This window comes from Streptomyces sp. NPDC014907, assembly GCF_055562975.1.
Genome location: NZ_JBVHEG010000009.1, coordinates 112,144 through 130,144 on the forward strand (window position 1 = coordinate 112,144; position 18,001 = coordinate 130,144).

At 75.0% G+C, this 18,001-nt stretch carries 12 protein-coding genes; 5 read left to right on the top strand and 7 right to left on the bottom strand.

Translation table 11 applies throughout. The features are described from left to right. Window positions 1-21: 21 nt before the first annotated feature. Window positions 22-423, bottom strand: coding sequence for a nuclear transport factor 2 family protein (locus tag ACZ3IL_RS22545; RefSeq protein ID WP_467392667.1), 402 nt, complete (start codon window positions 421-423; stop codon window positions 22-24). A gap of 213 nt (window positions 424-636) precedes the next feature. Further along, a complete protein-coding gene (locus ACZ3IL_RS22550; RefSeq protein WP_467392669.1) occupies window positions 637-2,049 on the bottom strand; it encodes an aminopeptidase P family protein in 1,413 nt (470 codons plus the stop codon). Between the two features lie 171 nt (window positions 2,050-2,220). Between ACZ3IL_RS22550 and ACZ3IL_RS22555 the strand changes: the two genes are divergently transcribed. Next, window positions 2,221-3,204, top strand: coding sequence for a LuxR family transcriptional regulator (locus ACZ3IL_RS22555; RefSeq protein WP_467392671.1), 984 nt, complete (start codon window positions 2,221-2,223; stop codon window positions 3,202-3,204). A 1-nt stretch (window position 3,205) separates the two neighbouring features. Here ACZ3IL_RS22555 and ACZ3IL_RS22560 read toward each other — a convergent pair whose 3' ends face one another. Then, window positions 3,206-5,233: a prolyl oligopeptidase family serine peptidase gene (locus tag ACZ3IL_RS22560; protein WP_467392673.1), complete on the bottom strand. Its 2,028-nt coding sequence runs from the start codon at window positions 5,231-5,233 to the stop codon at window positions 3,206-3,208. A 128-nt stretch (window positions 5,234-5,361) separates the two neighbouring features. Here ACZ3IL_RS22560 and ACZ3IL_RS22565 point away from each other — a divergent pair, with 128 nt between their 5' ends. Beyond that, entirely contained in the window at window positions 5,362-6,489 is a 1,128-nt protein-coding gene (locus ACZ3IL_RS22565; RefSeq protein WP_467392675.1) for an NAD(P)-binding domain-containing protein, read from the top strand. Window positions 6,490-6,631: 142 nt separating this feature from the next. Here the strand turns inward: ACZ3IL_RS22565 and mltG are convergent, their stop codons facing one another. Together mltG and ACZ3IL_RS22575 are read right to left on the bottom strand one after the other, a co-directional pair. Further along, on the bottom strand, window positions 6,632-7,513 hold the full coding sequence (mltG, locus tag ACZ3IL_RS22570) for an endolytic transglycosylase MltG (protein ID WP_467392677.1): 882 nt from the start codon (window positions 7,511-7,513) through the stop codon (window positions 6,632-6,634). A 79-nt stretch (window positions 7,514-7,592) separates the two neighbouring features. Next, a complete protein-coding gene (locus ACZ3IL_RS22575; protein ID WP_467392679.1) occupies window positions 7,593-9,443 on the bottom strand; it encodes an ABC transporter ATP-binding protein in 1,851 nt (616 codons plus the stop codon). A gap of 88 nt (window positions 9,444-9,531) precedes the next feature. Between ACZ3IL_RS22575 and ACZ3IL_RS22580 the strand changes: the two genes are divergently transcribed. From ACZ3IL_RS22580 to ACZ3IL_RS22590, 3 genes are all read left to right on the top strand, one after another. Further along, window positions 9,532-10,125, top strand: coding sequence for a MarR family winged helix-turn-helix transcriptional regulator (locus ACZ3IL_RS22580; protein ID WP_467392681.1), 594 nt, complete (start codon window positions 9,532-9,534; stop codon window positions 10,123-10,125). A 37-nt stretch (window positions 10,126-10,162) separates the two neighbouring features. Continuing rightward, on the top strand, window positions 10,163-13,087 hold the full coding sequence (locus ACZ3IL_RS22585; protein ID WP_467392683.1) for an FAD-binding and (Fe-S)-binding domain-containing protein: 2,925 nt from the start codon (window positions 10,163-10,165) through the stop codon (window positions 13,085-13,087). 237 nt (window positions 13,088-13,324) lie between these two features. Further along, window positions 13,325-14,725, top strand: a complete 1,401-nt coding sequence (locus ACZ3IL_RS22590; RefSeq protein ID WP_467392685.1) for a Gfo/Idh/MocA family protein — start codon at window positions 13,325-13,327, stop codon at window positions 14,723-14,725. Window positions 14,726-14,774: 49 nt separating this feature from the next. Here ACZ3IL_RS22590 and ACZ3IL_RS22595 read toward each other — a convergent pair whose 3' ends face one another. Then, on the bottom strand, window positions 14,775-16,391 hold the full coding sequence (locus ACZ3IL_RS22595; protein WP_467392687.1) for a peptide-N4-asparagine amidase: 1,617 nt from the start codon (window positions 16,389-16,391) through the stop codon (window positions 14,775-14,777). 263 nt (window positions 16,392-16,654) lie between these two features. Continuing rightward, window positions 16,655-17,152 (bottom strand): hypothetical protein, encoded by a 498-nt coding sequence (locus ACZ3IL_RS22600; protein WP_467392689.1) that lies wholly within the window; start codon window positions 17,150-17,152, stop codon window positions 16,655-16,657. Between the last annotated feature and the right edge of the window lie 849 nt (window positions 17,153-18,001).

Consider the following 18,001-nt stretch of genomic DNA (forward strand, 5'->3'; position numbering starts at 1 on the left):
GCGCGTCCGGCCCCGGGCCGGTCAGCGGGCCGCGGCGGCCTCGGCCTCTTCCCGGACGCGGTCGAACTGGGCGCCCATGGCGGCGGAGAGCGCCTGGGCGGCGGAGAGGGGGCGGACCATGACGGTGAACTCGTCGATCCTTCCCCCCTCGTCGAAGTGGAGGAAGTCGCAGCCGTCGATCTCCTTGTCGCCGACCTTCGCGGTGAAGAGGAAGGCGTGGTCGCGGCCGTCCGCGCCCGCGATCTCGCGGACGTAGCGGAAGTCGGAGAAGACGCGGAGGGCGGCGCGCAGGATCGCGGCGGTGACGGCCTTGCCGGAGTAGGGCCGGAAGACGACCGGGCTGGTGAAGACGACGTCCTCGGCGAGCAGGGCCTCGACGGCCTCGGAATCGCGGTTCTCCACGGCGGCGCGGAAGGGGTGCACGGGGCGGCTCCATAGACAACTAGTTGAGTAGGTCTGCCCTCAGCCAACCGCATGGCGCGGGGCCCGTCCAGTGCCCGGGCACGAACGGTCGCACCGGACACGGACACGGACACCCCGGGGGCCCGGCGGAGGCCCGTGCGCCCGGCACCCCGTGGCGGCGGCCCGTGTGCCCGGCACCCCGTGGCGGGGTGCCGGGCACACGGGCGCGGCGGGTCAGCCCGCCACCCTCGCCATCCAGGCCTCGACCTCGTCCGGGGAGCGCGGCAGACCCGCCGACAGGTTCTCGTGGCCGTCGTCGGTGACGAGCAGGTCGTCCTCGATCCGCACGCCGATGCCGCGCCACTCCTCGGGCACGGTCAGGTCGTCGGGCTGGAAGTACAGGCCCGGCTCGACGGTCAGGACCATGCCCGGGACGAGGACGCCGTCGACGTACTCCCCGGTGCGCGCGGCCGCGCAGTCGTGGACGTCCAGGCCGAGCATGTGGCCGGTCCCGGCCATGGTGAAGCGGCGCTGGAGACCGAGGGCGTACGCGCGGTCCGCCGGGCCCTCGACGAACCCCCACTCCACCAGGCGGGCCGCCAGGTGGCGCTGCGCCGCCTCGTGGAAGACGCGGTACGGGGCGCCCGGCCGCACCGCCGCCATCCCGGCCTCCTGGGCCTCGTACACGGCTTCGTACACCCGGCGCTGGACGGGGGTGAAGGTCCCGCTCACCGGAAGGGTGCGGGTCACGTCGGCGGTGTAGAGGGAGCGGGTCTCCACGCCCGCGTCGAGGAGGAGCAGGTCCCCGGGCCGCACCGGTCCGTCGTTCTCCGTCCAGTGCATGATCGTGGCGTGCTCGCCCGCGGCGCAGATCGAGCCGTAGCCGACGGAGTTGCCCTCCAGGCGGGCCCGGCGGAAGAAGGTGCCCTCGATCCAGCGTTCGGACGAGGCGACCGCCCGCGAGAGCTCCCCGACGCAGTCGGTGAAGCCGCGCACGGTGGAGTCGACCGCCTTGCGCATCTCCCCGATCTCCCAGGCGTCCTTGACGAGCCGGAGTTCGCTCAGCGCCTCCTCCAGTTCCGCGTCGCGCTCCTCGTCGGTGGTGACGGCGGCTTCGAGACCCGGGTCGACCCCCCGGACGATCCGGGTCGGCGCGCCGGAGCCGGCGGCCAGGTCCCCGGCGGCGGTGCGGACGTCGCGGCAGGGCAGGCCGAGGACGGCCTCGGCCTCCGCGAGGGAGCGCCGCCGCCCCGTCCACAGCTCGGCCGTGTAGCCGGTCCAGAACTCGTCGTCCTCCCGGCTGTCGCGGGGCAGCTGGTAGCAGTAGGCGTCGTGGCCGCCGTCCGCGCGGGGTTCGAGGACGAGGGCGCCGTCGCGGGCCCGGTCGCCGGTCATGTGCACGTAGCCCGTGTACGGGCGGAACGGGTAGGTGTCGTCGTTGGAGCGGATCTTGAGGTTCCCCGAGGGGATCACCAGGCGTTCGCCGGGGAAGCGGGCGGAGAGCGCGGCACGGCGGCGGGCCGCGTACGGGGCCTGCTCGTCGGGTTCGAGACCGTGCTGCTCCGTGTCCGCCCAGCCCTTCCTCATCAGGGCGGAAAGCTCCTCGGAGACGCCTTCGTAGAGGCCGTTCTTGCGACCCTTCGCCACGTCCTGCACCTTCTTCCGTTTCTTCTCGCGTTTCTTCCGGGGCGCCGTTCCCCGGCCACCGGTCGCCGGCGGTTCCCGGACGGTACTGCCTCCGGGAACCGCCGGTGGCCGGGGTCCGCCACTGGCACGGATCGGACACCCGGGCCGGCGCGGGAGCCGATAATGCGGTCCATGGCGAACGCGAAGCTCGGTGAGGCCCTGCGACTCCTGGGGATCGGTGAACGGGCCCGGCGGGTCTATCCGCACCTTCTGGAACTCGGTCCCGCGCCGCTGTCCGCCATCGGCGCGGCGGCCGGTCTGGAGGGCGCCGAGCTGGCGGCGGCCTACGGCGAGCTGGTCGACGCGGGCCTCGCGAGCGCCGGCGCGGACGCCGGGGACCCGGTGGCGCCCGTGCCGCCGGCGGCGGGGCTGGAGATCCTGGGCCGGCACCGGGCGGCCGAACTGGACGAGTCCCGGATCACGGTCGGCGGGGCGTTCGAGTCGTTCCGGCGGCAGCGGCTGACCGCGTACCACGACGATCTGGTCGAGGTGGTGACCGGCGAGGCGGTCGGCCCCCGGATGCGGCACGCCTGGGCCAGCGCGCGCGAGCAGATCCGTCAGCTGGACTCGCCGCCCTACTTCCCGCTGCCGGGCGCCACCGACGACGCCCTGGCGACCCTGGCGCGCGGGGTGACGCAGCGCGTCGTCTACTCGCAGGCGTCCCTGGAGCACCCGGGGCAGCTGGAGGAGGCGATCGAGCCGTGCGTGGAGGCGGGCGAGCAGGCGCGGGTGCTGCCGTCGGTGCCGGTGAAGCTGGTGATCATCGACGAGTCGTACGCGCTGGTCTCGCTCTCCATCAAGGAGGCCGACGTCCACAACAGCATGCTCGTCGTGCAGCCCTGCGGCCTCCTCTCGGCGCTCGTGGCGCTCTTCGAGCAGGCCTGGCGGAGCGCGCTGCCCCTGCACGGCCGTTCGGTGCGGCCGGCCGGACTGCCGCCCGCCGACCGCCGGCTGCTGCGGCTGCTCGCGGCCGGGGCGAGCGACGACGTCATCGCCCGGGAGATCGGGGTCAGCCGCCGTACGCTCTTCCGCCGGATCCAGGTCCTGATGGCCCGGCTCGGTGCCGGGAGCCGGTTCCAGATGGCGCTCCAGGCGCAGCGCGCCGGGTGGCTGTGACCTACCGGGAGGGGCCCGGCCCGGCGAGGTGCCGCCACAGGAAGGTGTGGAGGAGGGCGCTGTTGTGGGCGGCCTGTTCGTTGTCCCCGGCGCCCGCGTGGCCGCCGCCGGTGTTCTCGTGGAACAGGACGGGGTGGCCGAGCTCCCGGAGCCGCGCGGCCGTCTTGCGGGCGTGGCCGGGGTGGACGCGGTCGTCGCGGGTCGAGGTCGTCAGGAGGACGGGCGGGTAGGTCCGGTCCGCCTCGATCCGGTGGTACGGGGAGAGGTCGCGCAGGTGCGGCAGGTCGGCCCCGTCGTCCGGGTCGCCGTACTCGGCGATCCAGGACGCGCCCGCGAGGAGCCGGTGGAAGCGGAGCATGTCGAGGAGCGGCACCTGGGCGGCGATCGCGCCGAACAGCCGGGGGTACCGGGTGAGCATCGCGCCCATGAGCAGGCCGCCGTTGCTGCCGCCCGTCGCGCCCAGCATGGCCGGGGTGGTGACGCCCCGGGCGACGAGGTCCTCGGCGACGGCCGCGAAGTCCTCGAAGGCGCGCGGCCGTCCGGCGCGCAGCGCGGCCTGGTGCCAGTCCGGACCGTACTCGCCGCCGCCCCGGATGTTGGCGACGGCGTACGTGCCGCCGCGCTCCAGCCAGGCCCGGCCCCGCACGGCGCCGTAGGAGGGGGTGAGGGAGACCTCGAAGCCGCCGTAGCCGTGGAGGAGGGTGGGGCCGGGTCCGGTGGCGGTGCGGTCGGGGCCGATGACGAAGTACGGCACGCGGGTGCCGTCCGGGGAGGTCGCGAAGTGCTGCTCGACCGTCAGGCCGGTGGTGTCGAAGCGGCCCGGGGCCTGCTTGAGGACCTCCGCGTCGCCGCCGATCTCCCCCCGGTGGAGGGTGGAGGGCTGGAGGAACCCGGACACGTCGAGGAAGTACTCGTCGGAGACGTCCGGGTCCGTGCCGGTGGCGTCGGCCTCGGAGAACGGCGGGACCCCGGCGAGGGGTGCGCGGTCCCAGGGGCCCTCCGCGGTCGGGGTGAGGACCTCGATGCGGGTGCTGACGTCGCGCATCGTCCGCAGGATCAGGTGGTGGCGGGTCCAGGAGTACCCGGCGAGGGCGGTCCGGCCGTCGGGCGTGAACAGGACCTCGTGGGTGCGGTCGCCCGCCAGGAAGGCGTCGAAGCCGAACGCGAGGAGGGAACCGGCGCGCCGGCCCAGCCATGCGGACCTGAGGGTGACGACGAGGTGCCGGCGGTGCGCGTCGACGGAGGCGTCGTCGGGCACGTCGATCCGTACGAGCGCCCCGCCGGGCTCCAGGAGGTACGTCTCGCCCCGGAAGAAGTCCGTCGAGCGGCCGACGAACTCCCGCTCGAAGCCGGGCGTGGTGTCGCGGTACCCCCAGACCGCCACGTCCCCGCCCTCGCCCTCGAAGACCTGCTCGGACTCCTCCAGCGGGGTGCCGCGCCGCCACCGGCGGACCGTGCGGGGGTAGCCGGAGTCGGTCAGCGAGCCCGGCCCGGTGTCCGTGCAGACGAAGACGGTGTCGGCGCCGGTCCACCCGATCCCCGTCTTCGCCTCCGGCACGTGGAAGCCGTCCCGGACGAACCGGCGGGTGACGAGGTCGAACTCGCGGACCACCACGGCGTCGCCGCCGTCCCGGGAGAGGCGCACCAGGGCCCGGTCGCGGTCGGGCCGGCGCACGACGGCCCCGTCCCACACCCACTTCTCGTCCTCCTCGGCGGCGAGCGCGTCGACGTCGAGGAGGACCTCCCACGCGGGCTCGTCCTTGCGGTACTCCTCCAGGGTCGTGCGCCGCCACACTCCCCGGACGTGCCCGGCGTCCCGCCAGAAGTTGTAGAGGTGCGGGCCCCGGCGGGTCGTGTACGGGATGCGGTCCGAGGCGTCGAGGACCTCCCGCAGGCGCTCCTTCAGCGGGGCGAAGCCCGGATCGGCGGTCAGGGCCTCCGCCGTCTCGGCGTTCCGCTCGGCCACCCACGCGAGGGCGGCGTCGCCGGAGACCTCTTCCAGCCACAGGTACGGGTCGTCATCGCTCATCCCCGTATTGTGCGGGACCGGCGCGCGGGGCCGGAGGGGCCGCCGGAGCCCGGGCGCGCGGGGCGGGGCGGGGCTCTCCCGGGCGGAGCGGCGGGAAGATCCACGCCCCCGCCACGGTTGGTAGAAGCGTGAACTTTTTCGAGGCCGACAAGTCCGCGGGAACGGCGGCGCCGGCGGGCGTCCGCGCGGTGGACGCCGTCGTGGTCGGCGCCGGGCAGGCGGGCCTCTCCGCCGCCTTCCACCTGCGGCGCGCCGGACTGGAGCCGGACCGGGACTTCGTCGTCCTCGACCACGCGCCGCGCCCGGGCGGCGCCTGGCAGTTCCGGTGGCCGTCCCTCACGTACGGGAAGGTCCACGGGATGTACGCGCTGCCGGGCATGGAGCTGACCGGCGCGGACCCCGACCGCCCCTCCTCGGAGGTGATCGGCGCCTACTTCGACGCGTACGAGCGGAACTTCGGCCTGCGGGTCCACCGGCCCGTGGACGTCACCGCCGTCCGGGAGGGCGAGGGCGGCAGGCTCCGGGTCGAGAGCTCGGAAGGCGTGTACGGGACCCGCGCCCTGATCAACGCGACCGGCACCTGGGACCGGCCCTTCTGGCCGCGCTACCCGGGCCAGGAGACCTTCCGGGGCCGTCAGCTGCACACCGCCGGCTACCCGGGCCCCCGGGAGTTCGCCGGGCAGCGGGTGCTCGTGGTGGGCGGCGGCGCCTCCGGCACCCAGCACCTGATGGAGATCGCGGAGGTCGCGGCCGGGACGTTCTGGGTGACCCGGCGCGAGCCCGTCTTCCGCGAGGGCCCGTTCGGGGAGGAGGAGGGGCGGGCGGCCGTCGCGCTCGTGGAGGAGCGGGTACGGCGCGGGCTGCCCCCGGAGAGCGTCGTCTCGGTCACCGGCCTCCTCCTCGACGACAGGGTCCGGGCGGCGCGCGAGCGCGGGGTCCTGGACCGGCTCCCGATGTTCGACCGGATCACCCCGACCGGGGTGGCCTGGGACGACGGCCGGACGGTCGACGTGGACGTGATCCTGTGGGCGACCGGCTTCCGGGCCGCGATCGACCACCTGGCGCCGCTGCGGCTGCGGGAACCGGGCGGCGGCGTCCGGCTGGAGGGGACGCGCGCGGTGCGGGACGAGCGCGTCCACCTGGTGGGGTACGGCCCCTCGGCCTCGACGATCGGCGCCAACCGGGCCGGGCGGGCGGCCGTCTCCGGCGTCCGCCGGCTCCTGGAGCGCGCACCGGCCGCCGCCCCGGCGGGCTGAGCGGCCCTCCCGCTCCCTCCCGGCCGGTGCGCCCGGCCCCGGCGGGACGGTCCGGTCCGGTCGGCGCGCCCGGCTCCGGTCCGGCAAGACGGTCCGGTCCCGTGCGGTGGGGCGGTCCGGTCCGGCGGGACGGTCCGCCGCCTCAGCCCTTCTCCGCGCTCCGGTTGGCGTTGAACTCGGCCACGTTGACCCGGTGGGACGCGTAGTCGGCGGTGAACCGGGTGTCGCCCGGCGCCACGGTGACGAAGTAGAGCCAGTCCCCGTCCGCCGGGCGGATCACCGCGTCCAGGGCCTGGTCCCCCGGGTTGCCGATGGGCGCCGGGGGCAGGCCCTTGTGCGCGTAGGTGTTGTACGGGCTGGTCGACCGGGTCTCCCGGTACGTGGTGTCCACGGTGCTGCGGCCCAGCGCGTAGTTGAGGGTCGAGTCCATCTGGAGGGGCATGCCCCGGGCGAGGCGGTTGTGGACGACCCGGGCGACCTTGGCCATGTCGTCCGGGTTGTCGGCCTCCGCCTGGACGATGCTGGCCGCGACGACCGTCTCGTACACGCTCAGCCCGTGGGCGCGGGCGCCCTCGGCGACCTTCGCGGTGCCGAACCGGGCGCGCGCCGTGTCCACCATGGACCGCAGCAGGTCCCGGGGGTCGGTGGCCCGGAGGACCGGGTAGGTCGCCGGGAAGAGGTACCCCTCGGGGTTGCCCCGGGCCTCGGCGGGCAGCGGGAGCGCGGCGCCGGCCGCCGTCGCGGTCTTCCGGGCGGTTCCCCGGGGCAGGCCGAGCGCCCGGTCGACGGCCGTGTAGACCTGGGCCGACCGCCAGCCCTCCGGGACGAGCAGGGGGCGGGGGCGTTCGGGGGCCGGTCCGCCGCGTGCGAGCAGCAGCGGCACGGCGACCGCGGCGGCCACGGCGAGGACGGCCCCGAGGAGGAGCGCCACGCGGCCCCGCCGGGTGAGACGGGGGCGGCGGGGCGGCCGGGGAAGGGAGGGACGGCGCGGGGGCGCGTACGGGGACGGCGACCGGTACGTCATGGGCGCACGCTAACCCGGCCCGTACGAAAATCGGGGGAACCCGTGCACGCGGCGGTCGCCGGTCCCCCGGGACGGAGGATCACCCGGTCCGGCGGACGGCGTCCGCCGGGGGGACGTCCTCCGGTGCCGTGCGGGCGTCCCTGCGGACCAGGGCGGCGTACCGCCCGTCCAGGGCGAGCAGTTCCTCGTGCGTCCCGCGCTCCATGATCCGGCCCTCCTCCAGGACGACGATCTGGTCGGCGTCGCGGACGGTGGAGAGGCGGTGGGCGATGGTGAGGGTGGTGCGGCCGGCCGAGAGGGCGTCGATGGCCCGCTGCACGGCGTGTTCCGTACGGGTGTCGAGGGCGCTGGTGGCCTCGTCGAGGATCAGTACGGGCGGATCGCGCAGGATGGTGCGGGCGATGGCGAGGCGCTGTTTCTCCCCGCCCGAGAAGCGGTGGCCGCGCTCGCCGACCAGGGTGTCGTAGCCGTCGGGGAGCGCGGCGATGTGGTCGTGGATGTGGGCGGCGCGGGCGGCGGCCTCGATCTCCTCGTCGGTGGCGTCCGGTTTGGCGAAGCGGAGGTTGTCGGCGACGGAGGCGTGGAAGAGGTACGTCTCCTGGGAGACGACGCCGACCGCGCGGGCGAGGGTGTCGAAGTCCAGGTCGCGCACGTCGACCCCGTCGAGGGTGACGCGTCCGTCGGTGACGTCGTACAACCGGGGCACGAGGTGGCCGAGGGTGGACTTGCCGGAGCCGGTGGGGCCGACGACGGCCAGGCTGCCGCCGGCGGGGACGGTCAGGTCGACGGCGTCCAGGGTCGGGCGGCCGGGCGCTGCGGGGTCGTACCGGAACTCGACCTTCTCGAAGGAGATCTCGCCGCGGACCTCGGGCAGCCGGACCGGTTCGGCGGGCTCGGTGATGTCCACGGGCAGGTCGAGGTACTCGAAGATGCGCTGGAAGAGCGCGAGGGAGGTCTGCATCTGCACACCGGTGGAGAGCAGGCTGACGGCGGGCCGGAAGAGGCCCTGCTGGAGCGAGACGAAGGCGACGAGGGTGCCGAGGGAGATCGTGGTGCCGCCCGGGCCGGTCGCCAGGCCCGCGGCCCAGTAGATCAGGGCGGGCATGGCGGCCATGACGATGCCGATGGTGGACATCCGCCAGCGCCCGGCCATGGAGGAGCGCACCTCCAGGTCGACCAGGCGCTCGGACTCCTCGGCGAAGGACCGGGTCAGGGAGTCGGAGCGGCCCATCGTGCGGCCGAGGAGGATTCCGCTGACCGAGAGGGACTCGGTGACGGTCGCGGCCATGGCGGCCATCTGCTTCTGCCGCTGGGTGGTGATCTTCTTCCGTTCGCGGCCGACGCGGCGGCTGATCCAGACGAAGACCGGCAGGAGGAGCAGGGAGACGAGGGTGAGCCGCCAGTCGAGGGCGAGCATGGCGACGACGGTCGCGACGACGGCGGTCAGGTTGGAGACGAGGGAGGTGGCCGTGGAGGTCACGGTCGCCTGCATGCCGCCGATGTCGTTGGCGATGCGGGACTGGACCTCGCCGGTGCGCGTGCGCGTGAAGAAGGCGAGCGACATCCGCTGGAGCCGCTCGTAGACGGCGGTGCGCAGGTCGTGCATGACGCGCTGGCCGACGGTGGTCGAGACGAGGGTCTGGAGCACGCCGAAGACGCTGGTCAGGACGGCGGTGGCGATCATGCCGAGGGCGAGCAGGCTGAGCAGCCCGGTGCGGCCCTGGGGGATGGCGACGTCCAGGATCTCCCTGAGCAGGAACGGCGAGGCGACCGAGACGAGCGAGGAGGCGCCGACCAGGAGGCCGACGAGCGCGAGGCGCGCGCGGTAGGGGCGGAAGAGCCTCAGGATGCGCCGCACCTGGGCGGGCTCCTTCGGTTCTCCCGGGTCACGGGGCGGTGGTGTCCATTCGGACCGGTCGTGGGGGCGCATGGGCTCCTTCGGAGGGTTCGGTGTCGAACAGAGCTTAGCTCACTGTTACCTACCCTCACAATGAACTGCGTCCTGATATTGTTCCCGTATGAATACCCCCGACCGTACGAGTGACGCCGACCGTACGAGCGGTCCCGGCCCCGCGAGCGACCCCTGCTCCGCGAGCGACTCCGGCCCCGGCCCCGCGCACCGCTGCGGCCGTCCCGGCGGACCGGGCCGCGCGGAGGGCGCGGACCGGGCGGGCGGGACCGACGCCGACGGCCTCCTCGCCGAACAGCTGCTGCGGCTCACCCGCCGTCTGCACCGCATCCAGAAGCGTCATCTGGAGCCGGTCGGCATCACCCCCGCGCAGTCCCGGCTCCTCCGCACGGTCGCGTCCTTCGGGGAGCCGCCCAGGATGGCCGACCTGGCGGCCCGCCTGGAGGTCGTCCCCAGGGCGGTGACCAGCCTCGTCGACGGTCTGGAGGCGGCCGGCCGGGTGCGCCGGGCTCCCGACCCGGACAACCGGCGCGTGATCAGGATCGAGCTGACCGACGCGGGCCGCGCCACGCTGCGGGAGCTGCGCAACGCGCGCCGGGCCGCCGCGGAGGACATCCTTGATCCACTGACCGTCGACCAGCGCGAGGTCCTCGGAGGACTGCTGTCCGCCCTGGTGTCCCCCGGACCGGAGGGCGGCTGCTGACCCTCCGGGCACGGGCCGCGCCGAAGGGGAGCCCGACATGCCGCTGCTGGAACCGAACCCCCGGACCCTGCGCCCCGGCGGGAAGCGGACCCCCGCCCCGGACCGCGTGCCGGAACTCAGGGCCGGGGGGACGCCCCGGCGGCTGCGCGAGGAGCTGACCGAGCTGCTCGGCCCCGGGAAGGTCCTGTCGAAGGTCTCCGACCTGGTCCGCTACGCCTCGGACGCGAGCCCCTACCGCTTCGTCCCGCAGGTCGTCGTGGTCGCCGAGGACATCGACGACGTCTCCACCGTCCTGTCGTACGCGCGCGGCAAGGGCCGCGCGGTGGTCTTCCGGGCCGCCGGCACCAGCCTCAACGGGCAGGCGCAGGGCGAGGACGTCCTCGTGGACGTGCGCCGCCACTGGGCGGGCGTGGAGGTCCTGGACGGCGGCGCCCGGGTCCGGGTCCGCCCCGGCACCACCGTCGCGCGGGTCAACGCGGCCCTCGCCCCGTACGGCCGCGTCCTCGGACCCGACCCCGCCAGCGCGATCGCCTGCACGGTCGGCGGGGTGGTCGCCAACAACGCCTCGGGGATGACGGCGGGCACCGCCCGCGACTCGTACCGGACCGTCGCCTCGCTCACCGTCGTCCTGCCGGGCGGCACCGTGGTCGACACCGGGGACCCGCGCGCCGACGAGGAGCTGGCGCGGGCCGAGCCGAAGCTCTGCGCGGAACTGCTCGCGCTGAAGGCGGAGATCGAGGCGGACGCCGGGCTGACCGCGCGCATCCGGGCCAAGTACGCCCTCAAGAACACCAACGGCTACCGGCTCGACGCCTTCCTCGACGGGAACACGCCCGTCGAGGTCCTGCGGGGCCTCATGGTCGGTTCCGAGGGCACCTTCGGCTTCATCTCCGAGGTCGTCCTCGACACCCTGCCGCTGGACCGCGAGGTCTCCACGGCCCTGCTCCTCTTCCCCTCGCTCCCGGCCGCCGCCGCGGCCGTGCCCCTGTTCGGCGGGGCCGGGGCGCTCGCCGTCGAGCTGATGGACGGCAACACCCTGCGGGCCTCGGCCGGCGCGGCGGGCGGACCCGCCGACTGGGCGGAACTGCCACGGGGGACGGCGGCGCTCCTGGTCGAGTTCCGGGCACCGGACGCGGCGGCCCTGGAGGCGTACGAGCGGGCGGCGGAGGAGATCCTGGCCGGGCTCGGCACGGTCGCCCCCGTGGCGTCCGCGGAGAACGCGTTCACCCGCGACCCGGAGCGGATCGCCGGGTACTGGCGGGCCCGCAAGGCGTTCGTGGCGGCGGTCGGCGGCTCGCGCCCCTCGGGCACGACCCTGATCACCGAGGACTTCGCGGTGCCGCCGGACCGGCTCGCGGAGGCCTGCGCCGCGCTGCTCGACCTCCAGGACCGGCACGGCTTCGACGCGGCCGTGGCCGGGCACGCGGCCCACGGGAACCTGCACTTCCTGCTCGCCTTCGACGCCGGCGACCCCTCCGACGTCGAGCGGTACGCCGCCTTCATGGACGAGTTCTGCGGGCTCGTCGTGGAGCGCTTCGACGGCTCGCTGAAGGCCGAGCACGCCACCGGCCGCAACATCGCGCCCTTCCTGGAGCTGGAGTGGGGGCCGGAGGCGACCGAGCTGATGTGGCGGATCAAGGAGGCCGTCGACCCGGACGGAATCCTCGCGCCCCGGATCGTCCTGGACCGCGACCCGCAGGCCCACCTGCGCGGCCTGAAGACGATCCCCGCGGTGGAGCGGATCGCCGACCCGTGCATCGAGTGCGGGTTCTGCGAACCGGTGTGCCCCAGCCGCGACCTGACGACCACTCCGCGCCAGCGGATCGTGCTGCGCCGGGAGATGCTGCGGCAGAACGACGGCTCGCCGGTCGAGACCCGCCTCCTGGAGGCGTACGGGTACGACGCCGTCGACACCTGCGCCGGGGACTCCGTGTGCGCGTCGGCCTGCCCGGTGGGCATCGACACGGGCGCCCTGATGCGGGAGTTCCGGCACGAGCGGCACTCCCCGCGCGAGGAGCGGATCGCCGCCCTGGCCGCGAAGGACTTCCGTCTCGTGGAGGCCTCGGCACGGCTCGCCGTCGCCGCCGCGGACCGGATCGGCGACCGGGTCCTGGCCTCGGTGACCGGGCTCGCCCGCAGGGCGGTCGGCCCCGGCCTCGTACCGGAGTGGCTTCCGGAGATCCCGGGCGCCGCGGCGCGGCGGCTGCCCCGCACCCACCGGCCGGCGGCGGCCGCCGTCTACTATCCGGCCTGTGTGAACCGCGTCCTCGGCAACCCGGACGGCGAACCCGGGCCCTCGCTGCCGGAGGCGGTCGTCGCGGTGTCGGCGCGGGCCGGGCGGCCGGTGTGGATTCCGGACGACGTGGCCGGCACCTGCTGCGCGACGATCTGGCACTCCAAGGGGTACGGGCGGGGCAACGAGGTGATGGCGAACCGCATCGTCGAGGCGGCCTGGGGATGGACGGCGGGCGGAAGGCTGCCGCTCGTGGTGGACGCCTCCTCGTGCGCGCTCGGCATCGCGCGCGAGGTGGTGCCGTACCTGACGGAGGAGAACCGGACGCTGCACGCGGAACTGACGGTGGTGGACTCGCCGGTGTGGGCGGCGGACGAACTCCTCCCCCGGCTCCGGGTGCGCCGCCGGGCCGGGTCCGCCGTGGTGCACCCGACGTGTTCGGCGCTGCGCCTGGGCGACGGGGAGAAGCTGACCGAGGTGGCCCGGGCCTGCGCGGAGGAGGTCGTGGTCCCGGCCGACGCGGGGTGCTGCGCCTTCGCGGGCGACCGGGGCATGCTGCACCCGGAACTGACGGCCTCGGCGACGGCCCGCGAGGCGGCCGAGGTCACCGCCCGGCCGTTCGACGCGCACTTCTCGGCCAATCGGACGTGCGAGATCGGGATGGAGCGGGCGACGGGCCGGCCCTACGCGTCGGTGCTGCTCGCCCTGGAGCGCGCCACCCGGCCCTGATCCGCCGCCGGGCCCCTCGTCCGCCGGTCGCGGGCCCCCCGCCCGGGCGGCGAGGGGCCCTTCGTCCGTTCGGGTGAGGCACGGAGTCCGGTGCGGTTCCGCCCGGGGTCCGGAACAGTACAGTCCGGTCATCCGTCTCCCGTGTCCTGCCGGCACCCTTGCGGGCCGTGGGCCGCCGGGGCCAGGGTCCTGTGCGGGATTCATGAAACGGCCGTGCCCACAGCTCCGGGAGGTTCCATGAACGAGCAGACACCGCGCACTCCGAGCCGCCGTACGGTCCTCAGGACCACGGCGGGGGCCGCCGGAGCGGGGCTCGGTCTCGCCGCCGGTGCCGGAACCGCCCATGCCGCTCCCGCCGCCCCGTCCGCCCCCGCCGCCGCGCCGGAGCGGCGGGGCGCCACCATGGCCGGGGTCCCCTTCGAGGGCCGTTCCACGGTCCGGGTGGGCATCGTCGGTTTCGGCAACCGGGGCGCCGCCATGATCGGTCACTTCCTCGCCCACTCCTGGGTGCGGGTGGTCGCCGTCTGCGACCCGGTGCGCGAGAAGGCCGAGCGGGCCGCCGCGCAGGTCGTCGCCGCCGGCCGGCCGGCCCCCGCGCTGTACGCCAACGGCGAGGAGGACTACGCGAACCTGTGCGCCCGGACCGACCTCGACTTCGTGTACGTGGCGACCCCCTGGGACAGCCACCACGCCGTCGCCCGGACCGCGCTCCTGAACGGCAAGCACGTCGGCGTGGAGTGCCCGCTCGCGATGGAGCTGGACCAGCTGTGGGAGCTGGTCGACCTGTCGGAGCGGACCCGCCGCCACTGCCTGCAGCTGGAGAACTGCTGTTACGGCCGGAACGAGATGCGGGTCCTGCGGATGGCGCACGCGGGGAAGTTCGGCGACCTCCTGCACGGGGCGGGGGCGTACAACCACGACCTGCGCGCCCTGCTGTTCTCGCCGACGTACTACGAGGGGCCCTGGCGCCGGCTGTGGCACACGCGGCTGCGCGGCGACCTCTACCCCAACCACGGCTTCGGCCCGGTCGCGAACTACATGGACATCAACCGGGGCGACCGGGCGGTGAGCATCAGCAGCTTCGGCACCCCGGCCCTCGGACTGGCCGAGTACCGCGCGGAGCACGTGCCGGCGGGCGATCCGAGCCGGAAGGAGACGTACGTCGGGAGCGACCGGACGATCAGCCTGGTGCAGACGGCCAGGGGCCGGGTGATCCGTCTGGAGCACGACGTCTCCACCCCGCACCCGTACAGCAGGGTCAACAGCCTGGGCGGCACCCGGGGCGTCTTCGAGGACTACCCGGCCCGGATCTACCTGGAGCCGGACCACAAGGACGACCAGTGGGGGGACTTCTCCGCGTACGCGGCCGACTTCGACCACTGGCTGTGGAAGGAGCACGCCAACCCGCCGGGCGGACACGGCGGAATGGACTACATCATGGTCTACCGCCTGCTGCAGTGCCTCCAGAAGGGCCTGGTGCCGGACTTCGACGTGTACGACGCCGCCACCTGGTCGGCCCCGGTGCCGCTGAGCCACGCCTCGATCAGGGCCGGCGGGGCGCCGCAGGAGATCCCCGACTTCACCCGGGGCGAGTGGCGCGGGGCCCGTCCGGGCGTGGACTCGGTGAAGCCCCGCTGAGACGCCGTGCCCGGCCCCCCGTACGGGAGGGGGCCGGGCACGGTCCCGTTCAGCAGCGGCGCAGGTCCCGGGTGACGGTGCCCTGGACCGTCGTCAGGGTCCGGTCGTAACAGCCCCCGGAGCCGTGCAGCCGGTAGCGCTCGGTCGTGGTGCCGACGGCGTGCCGCTCCTCGCGCGGCACGCCGGTGGTGTACGTCGCGTCGCCGGTGTACGTGTGGTCCAGGCGGGACCGGGACGGGTGCCGTCCGTCGCGCAGGACGAGGGTGTCGGCGTGGTCGCCGAGCGCGAGGACCGTCCGCAGCCGGTCGCCGGCCCCGATCGTGGTCTCCCCGTCCATGGTGTACACGCGGTCGGTACGGGTGACGGTGCGTCCGGTGGTCACGGTCTCCCGGTCGGTCCAGCGGGCGGTGAGCGCGTCCGGGTTCTCCCCCTCGCCCCAGCGGTGGACGGAGGTGTGCCCGACGGCCCGGGTGACGGTCGTGGAGACACGGCCGTGCGAGGTGTTCAGGTGGCCGGCGACGGTGAGCCGGTGGCCGGCGGTGGTGTCGAGCCGGTGCGGGGCGTCCCCGGAGCCGGCCGTGTACACGGAGGAGTCGCGCGGGGCGGTCTCCTCGTGGCGGTCGAGGCCGCCGGTGACGACCCGGCTGCCCTCGTCCTGCCAGAGGAGGACGTTGGCGGGCGTGGACCAGCCCGGCCGGTCGGCCGGAACGCCGGCGACGGTGACCTCCACGCGGTGGGGACGCCCGTCGTTGAGGACGGCGGCGAAGGGCGTCAGGTCGTAGACGACCGGCTGGACGTCGAAGGCACGGGGTCCTGGGGTGACGTACCAGAGGAAGGGGTTGGACCAGCCGCCGGTCCAGACCGTCGGGAAGGGGGCGGCGATGCCGGCGAGTCGCCCGTCCACGGAGACCCGGACCTCGCGGTGCGGTCCGCCGGCCGTCCGGCAGGAGTAGGGCGCGGCGTCGGGGACGGAGAGGTACCAGTACTCCTCGCAGCCGCCGCCCGAACCGGTGGCGTACACCTCGGCGAGGACGCGTTCGGTGTTGCGCGGGGTGGTGAGGGTGGAGCCGGTGAGCGGGAGCACCCGGTCGGGGGTGCCGGCGGCGGGCTTCACGCGGCCCCCGGCGGTGTGGAAGGCGAGGGTGACGCGGACGTCGAGGACACCGGTGTACGTCTCGTTCACGACGTTGCCGATCAGCATCTCGACGGGCTGCGGGCGGCTGAGGGTGTCGCGGTAGCGGGTGACGTCCTTCTCGACCGACCAGGTGATGCCGTCGGGCGAGGGCTGGGGCGTGGAGGTGCGCAGGATCTCGACGCCGCCGACGGTGACGTACCCGAGCCGGTCGTACTGGCGGCCCTTGACCGCGCCTTCGAGGCGCAGGACGACCTTGTTCCAGCGGGTGCCGCACTTCTCCGGCGGGGTGTAACTCCCCCGGTACGGGGTGAAGTCGCGGAACCGCGCGGCGGCGAGGGTGACCTCGCAGCCGGGGGTTCCGGGGGTGTCGACGGGCGGGGCGGCGGTGACCGGGTCGTGCCAGTCGGTGGTGAACTCGGCCGGGGGCGTCGGGCCGTCCGGCACCCCGGCGGTCGCCGGCTGGGCGGTGAACAGCGCGCCGGCGGCCAGCAGCAGCGCTCCGACCGCCCTCGTGATCCTGAGTGTTCTCATGGGGCGGAAGTGAAGCGCGGGGGACGCGGCCGGTCCAGAGGGCGATGGGCGGACATGGCGCGATCTGTCCCCGGAAGGGAAAATCGACTCCTCTTCCCGGTGGGGGCGGTGAACCTTCCACGGCTCAGGACGCCGCCGCCCGGGTGCGGAGCGGGGCCGTGGGGAGGTTCCCGGGTGGGACGGCCGGGTGGGACGCGGCCGGGCGCCGGGCCTTCGGCCGCCGGGTCCACGAGCACCGCCACGAGCACCGCCACGCCCCGGGCTCACGCCCACCGGGCGGTGCACAGGACGCATCCCTCCCAGTGCGGCAGGGCGGTCAGGACGCGGTGCCGGGCGCAACTGGCCGTCAGCGCCTCCTCCTCGGCCGGGAACGACGAAGCCGGCCGAGGAACGGAACGGGGGGAGACCGGGGCGATCAGGGCGCGCAGGCTCCGGAGGTGCTCCGGGGCGAGGGCGGGCTCGTAGTCCAGCTCGTCCCAGCGGTGGCGGCGGGCGGCGAGGTCGACGACGGCGAGGACGAACTCCTTGTTCCGCCGCGCTTCCACGGGGTCCGCGCCCCAGTCGATGCCGGTGACGTCGAAACCGGCCGCGCCGCGACCGATGACGTTCTGGTCCTGCAGCGCGAGCAGCGCCGCGAAGCGGTAGTCCCACGGCCGGGCCGCGAGGTCGGAGACGGCCAGCATGAGCACGTCGAGGAGGGCCGCCGTGCTGCCGTTGCCCAGCGACAGCCACGTGTCCTCGCCGCCGAAGAAGTTGCCCATCCGCCCCTGCCCTCCACGGGAACGGCCGCCGCCCGGCGGGTTCGGCCGCGTGAGCGTCACGGCCCTCCCGGGGCCGTGCCTCGTCGTCCTCCTGTGACGACGGCGGCGGCAGCGGCACGGTTCCCGGCCCTCCGAGGGGGCTGAGGGGGCCTGGGGGTCCCGGGGGCCCGATCCCGTCCGCCCCGCGCCGCCACCGGCCCCTCTCCCCCGCCGCCACCGGGCTTCCCCCCTCGGGACGGGGGTCCCCCCTCCGCCACCGGCGGACCACTACCTGCCCCCACCGGCCCGCCCGCGCCCACCGGCGACCCCTCCCGCGCCGCCACCGGGCTGTCCCCCGCTTCCGGTCCTTCCCCGGCCGCCGACGGGCGGGTACCCCGACGGGCCCGTGGAAGAGAGGGTCCTGTTCCTCCTCCGGCTGCCGGAGATCTACTCCTTCTGCCGTGCCCGCCCGCAGGAGGAGTACCTCGCCGGCGACGCGCAGGCCGGGGCGCTCCTCGGGGAGCTGGGAGAGGCCGTGTACATCATGCGCATCTCCCTCCCCTCCTCCCCGACCCCGCCTGCCCCGGCGGCATCTCCGCGCGGGAGGCCGAACAACGGCTGCGGGCCGTCTCCGACCGCTACCGCGCCCGCCCCGACCACCCCCTGGCCGCCAAAAAGGACCCGGCCGCCGGAGCGGGAGAGGACGGACCCTGATGAGCGCCGGAGCGGCCCGGGGACGGGGGCGGGGCGCGGGGGCCAGCCCATCGTGCGCCCCCGCCCCACCCGCGGGCCCACCCCGGCCCCGTGTCGACACCACCGGGAGCCCGCCGACAAGCCGCCGGCCTTCGACCGCGAAGCTCCGCACGGCCC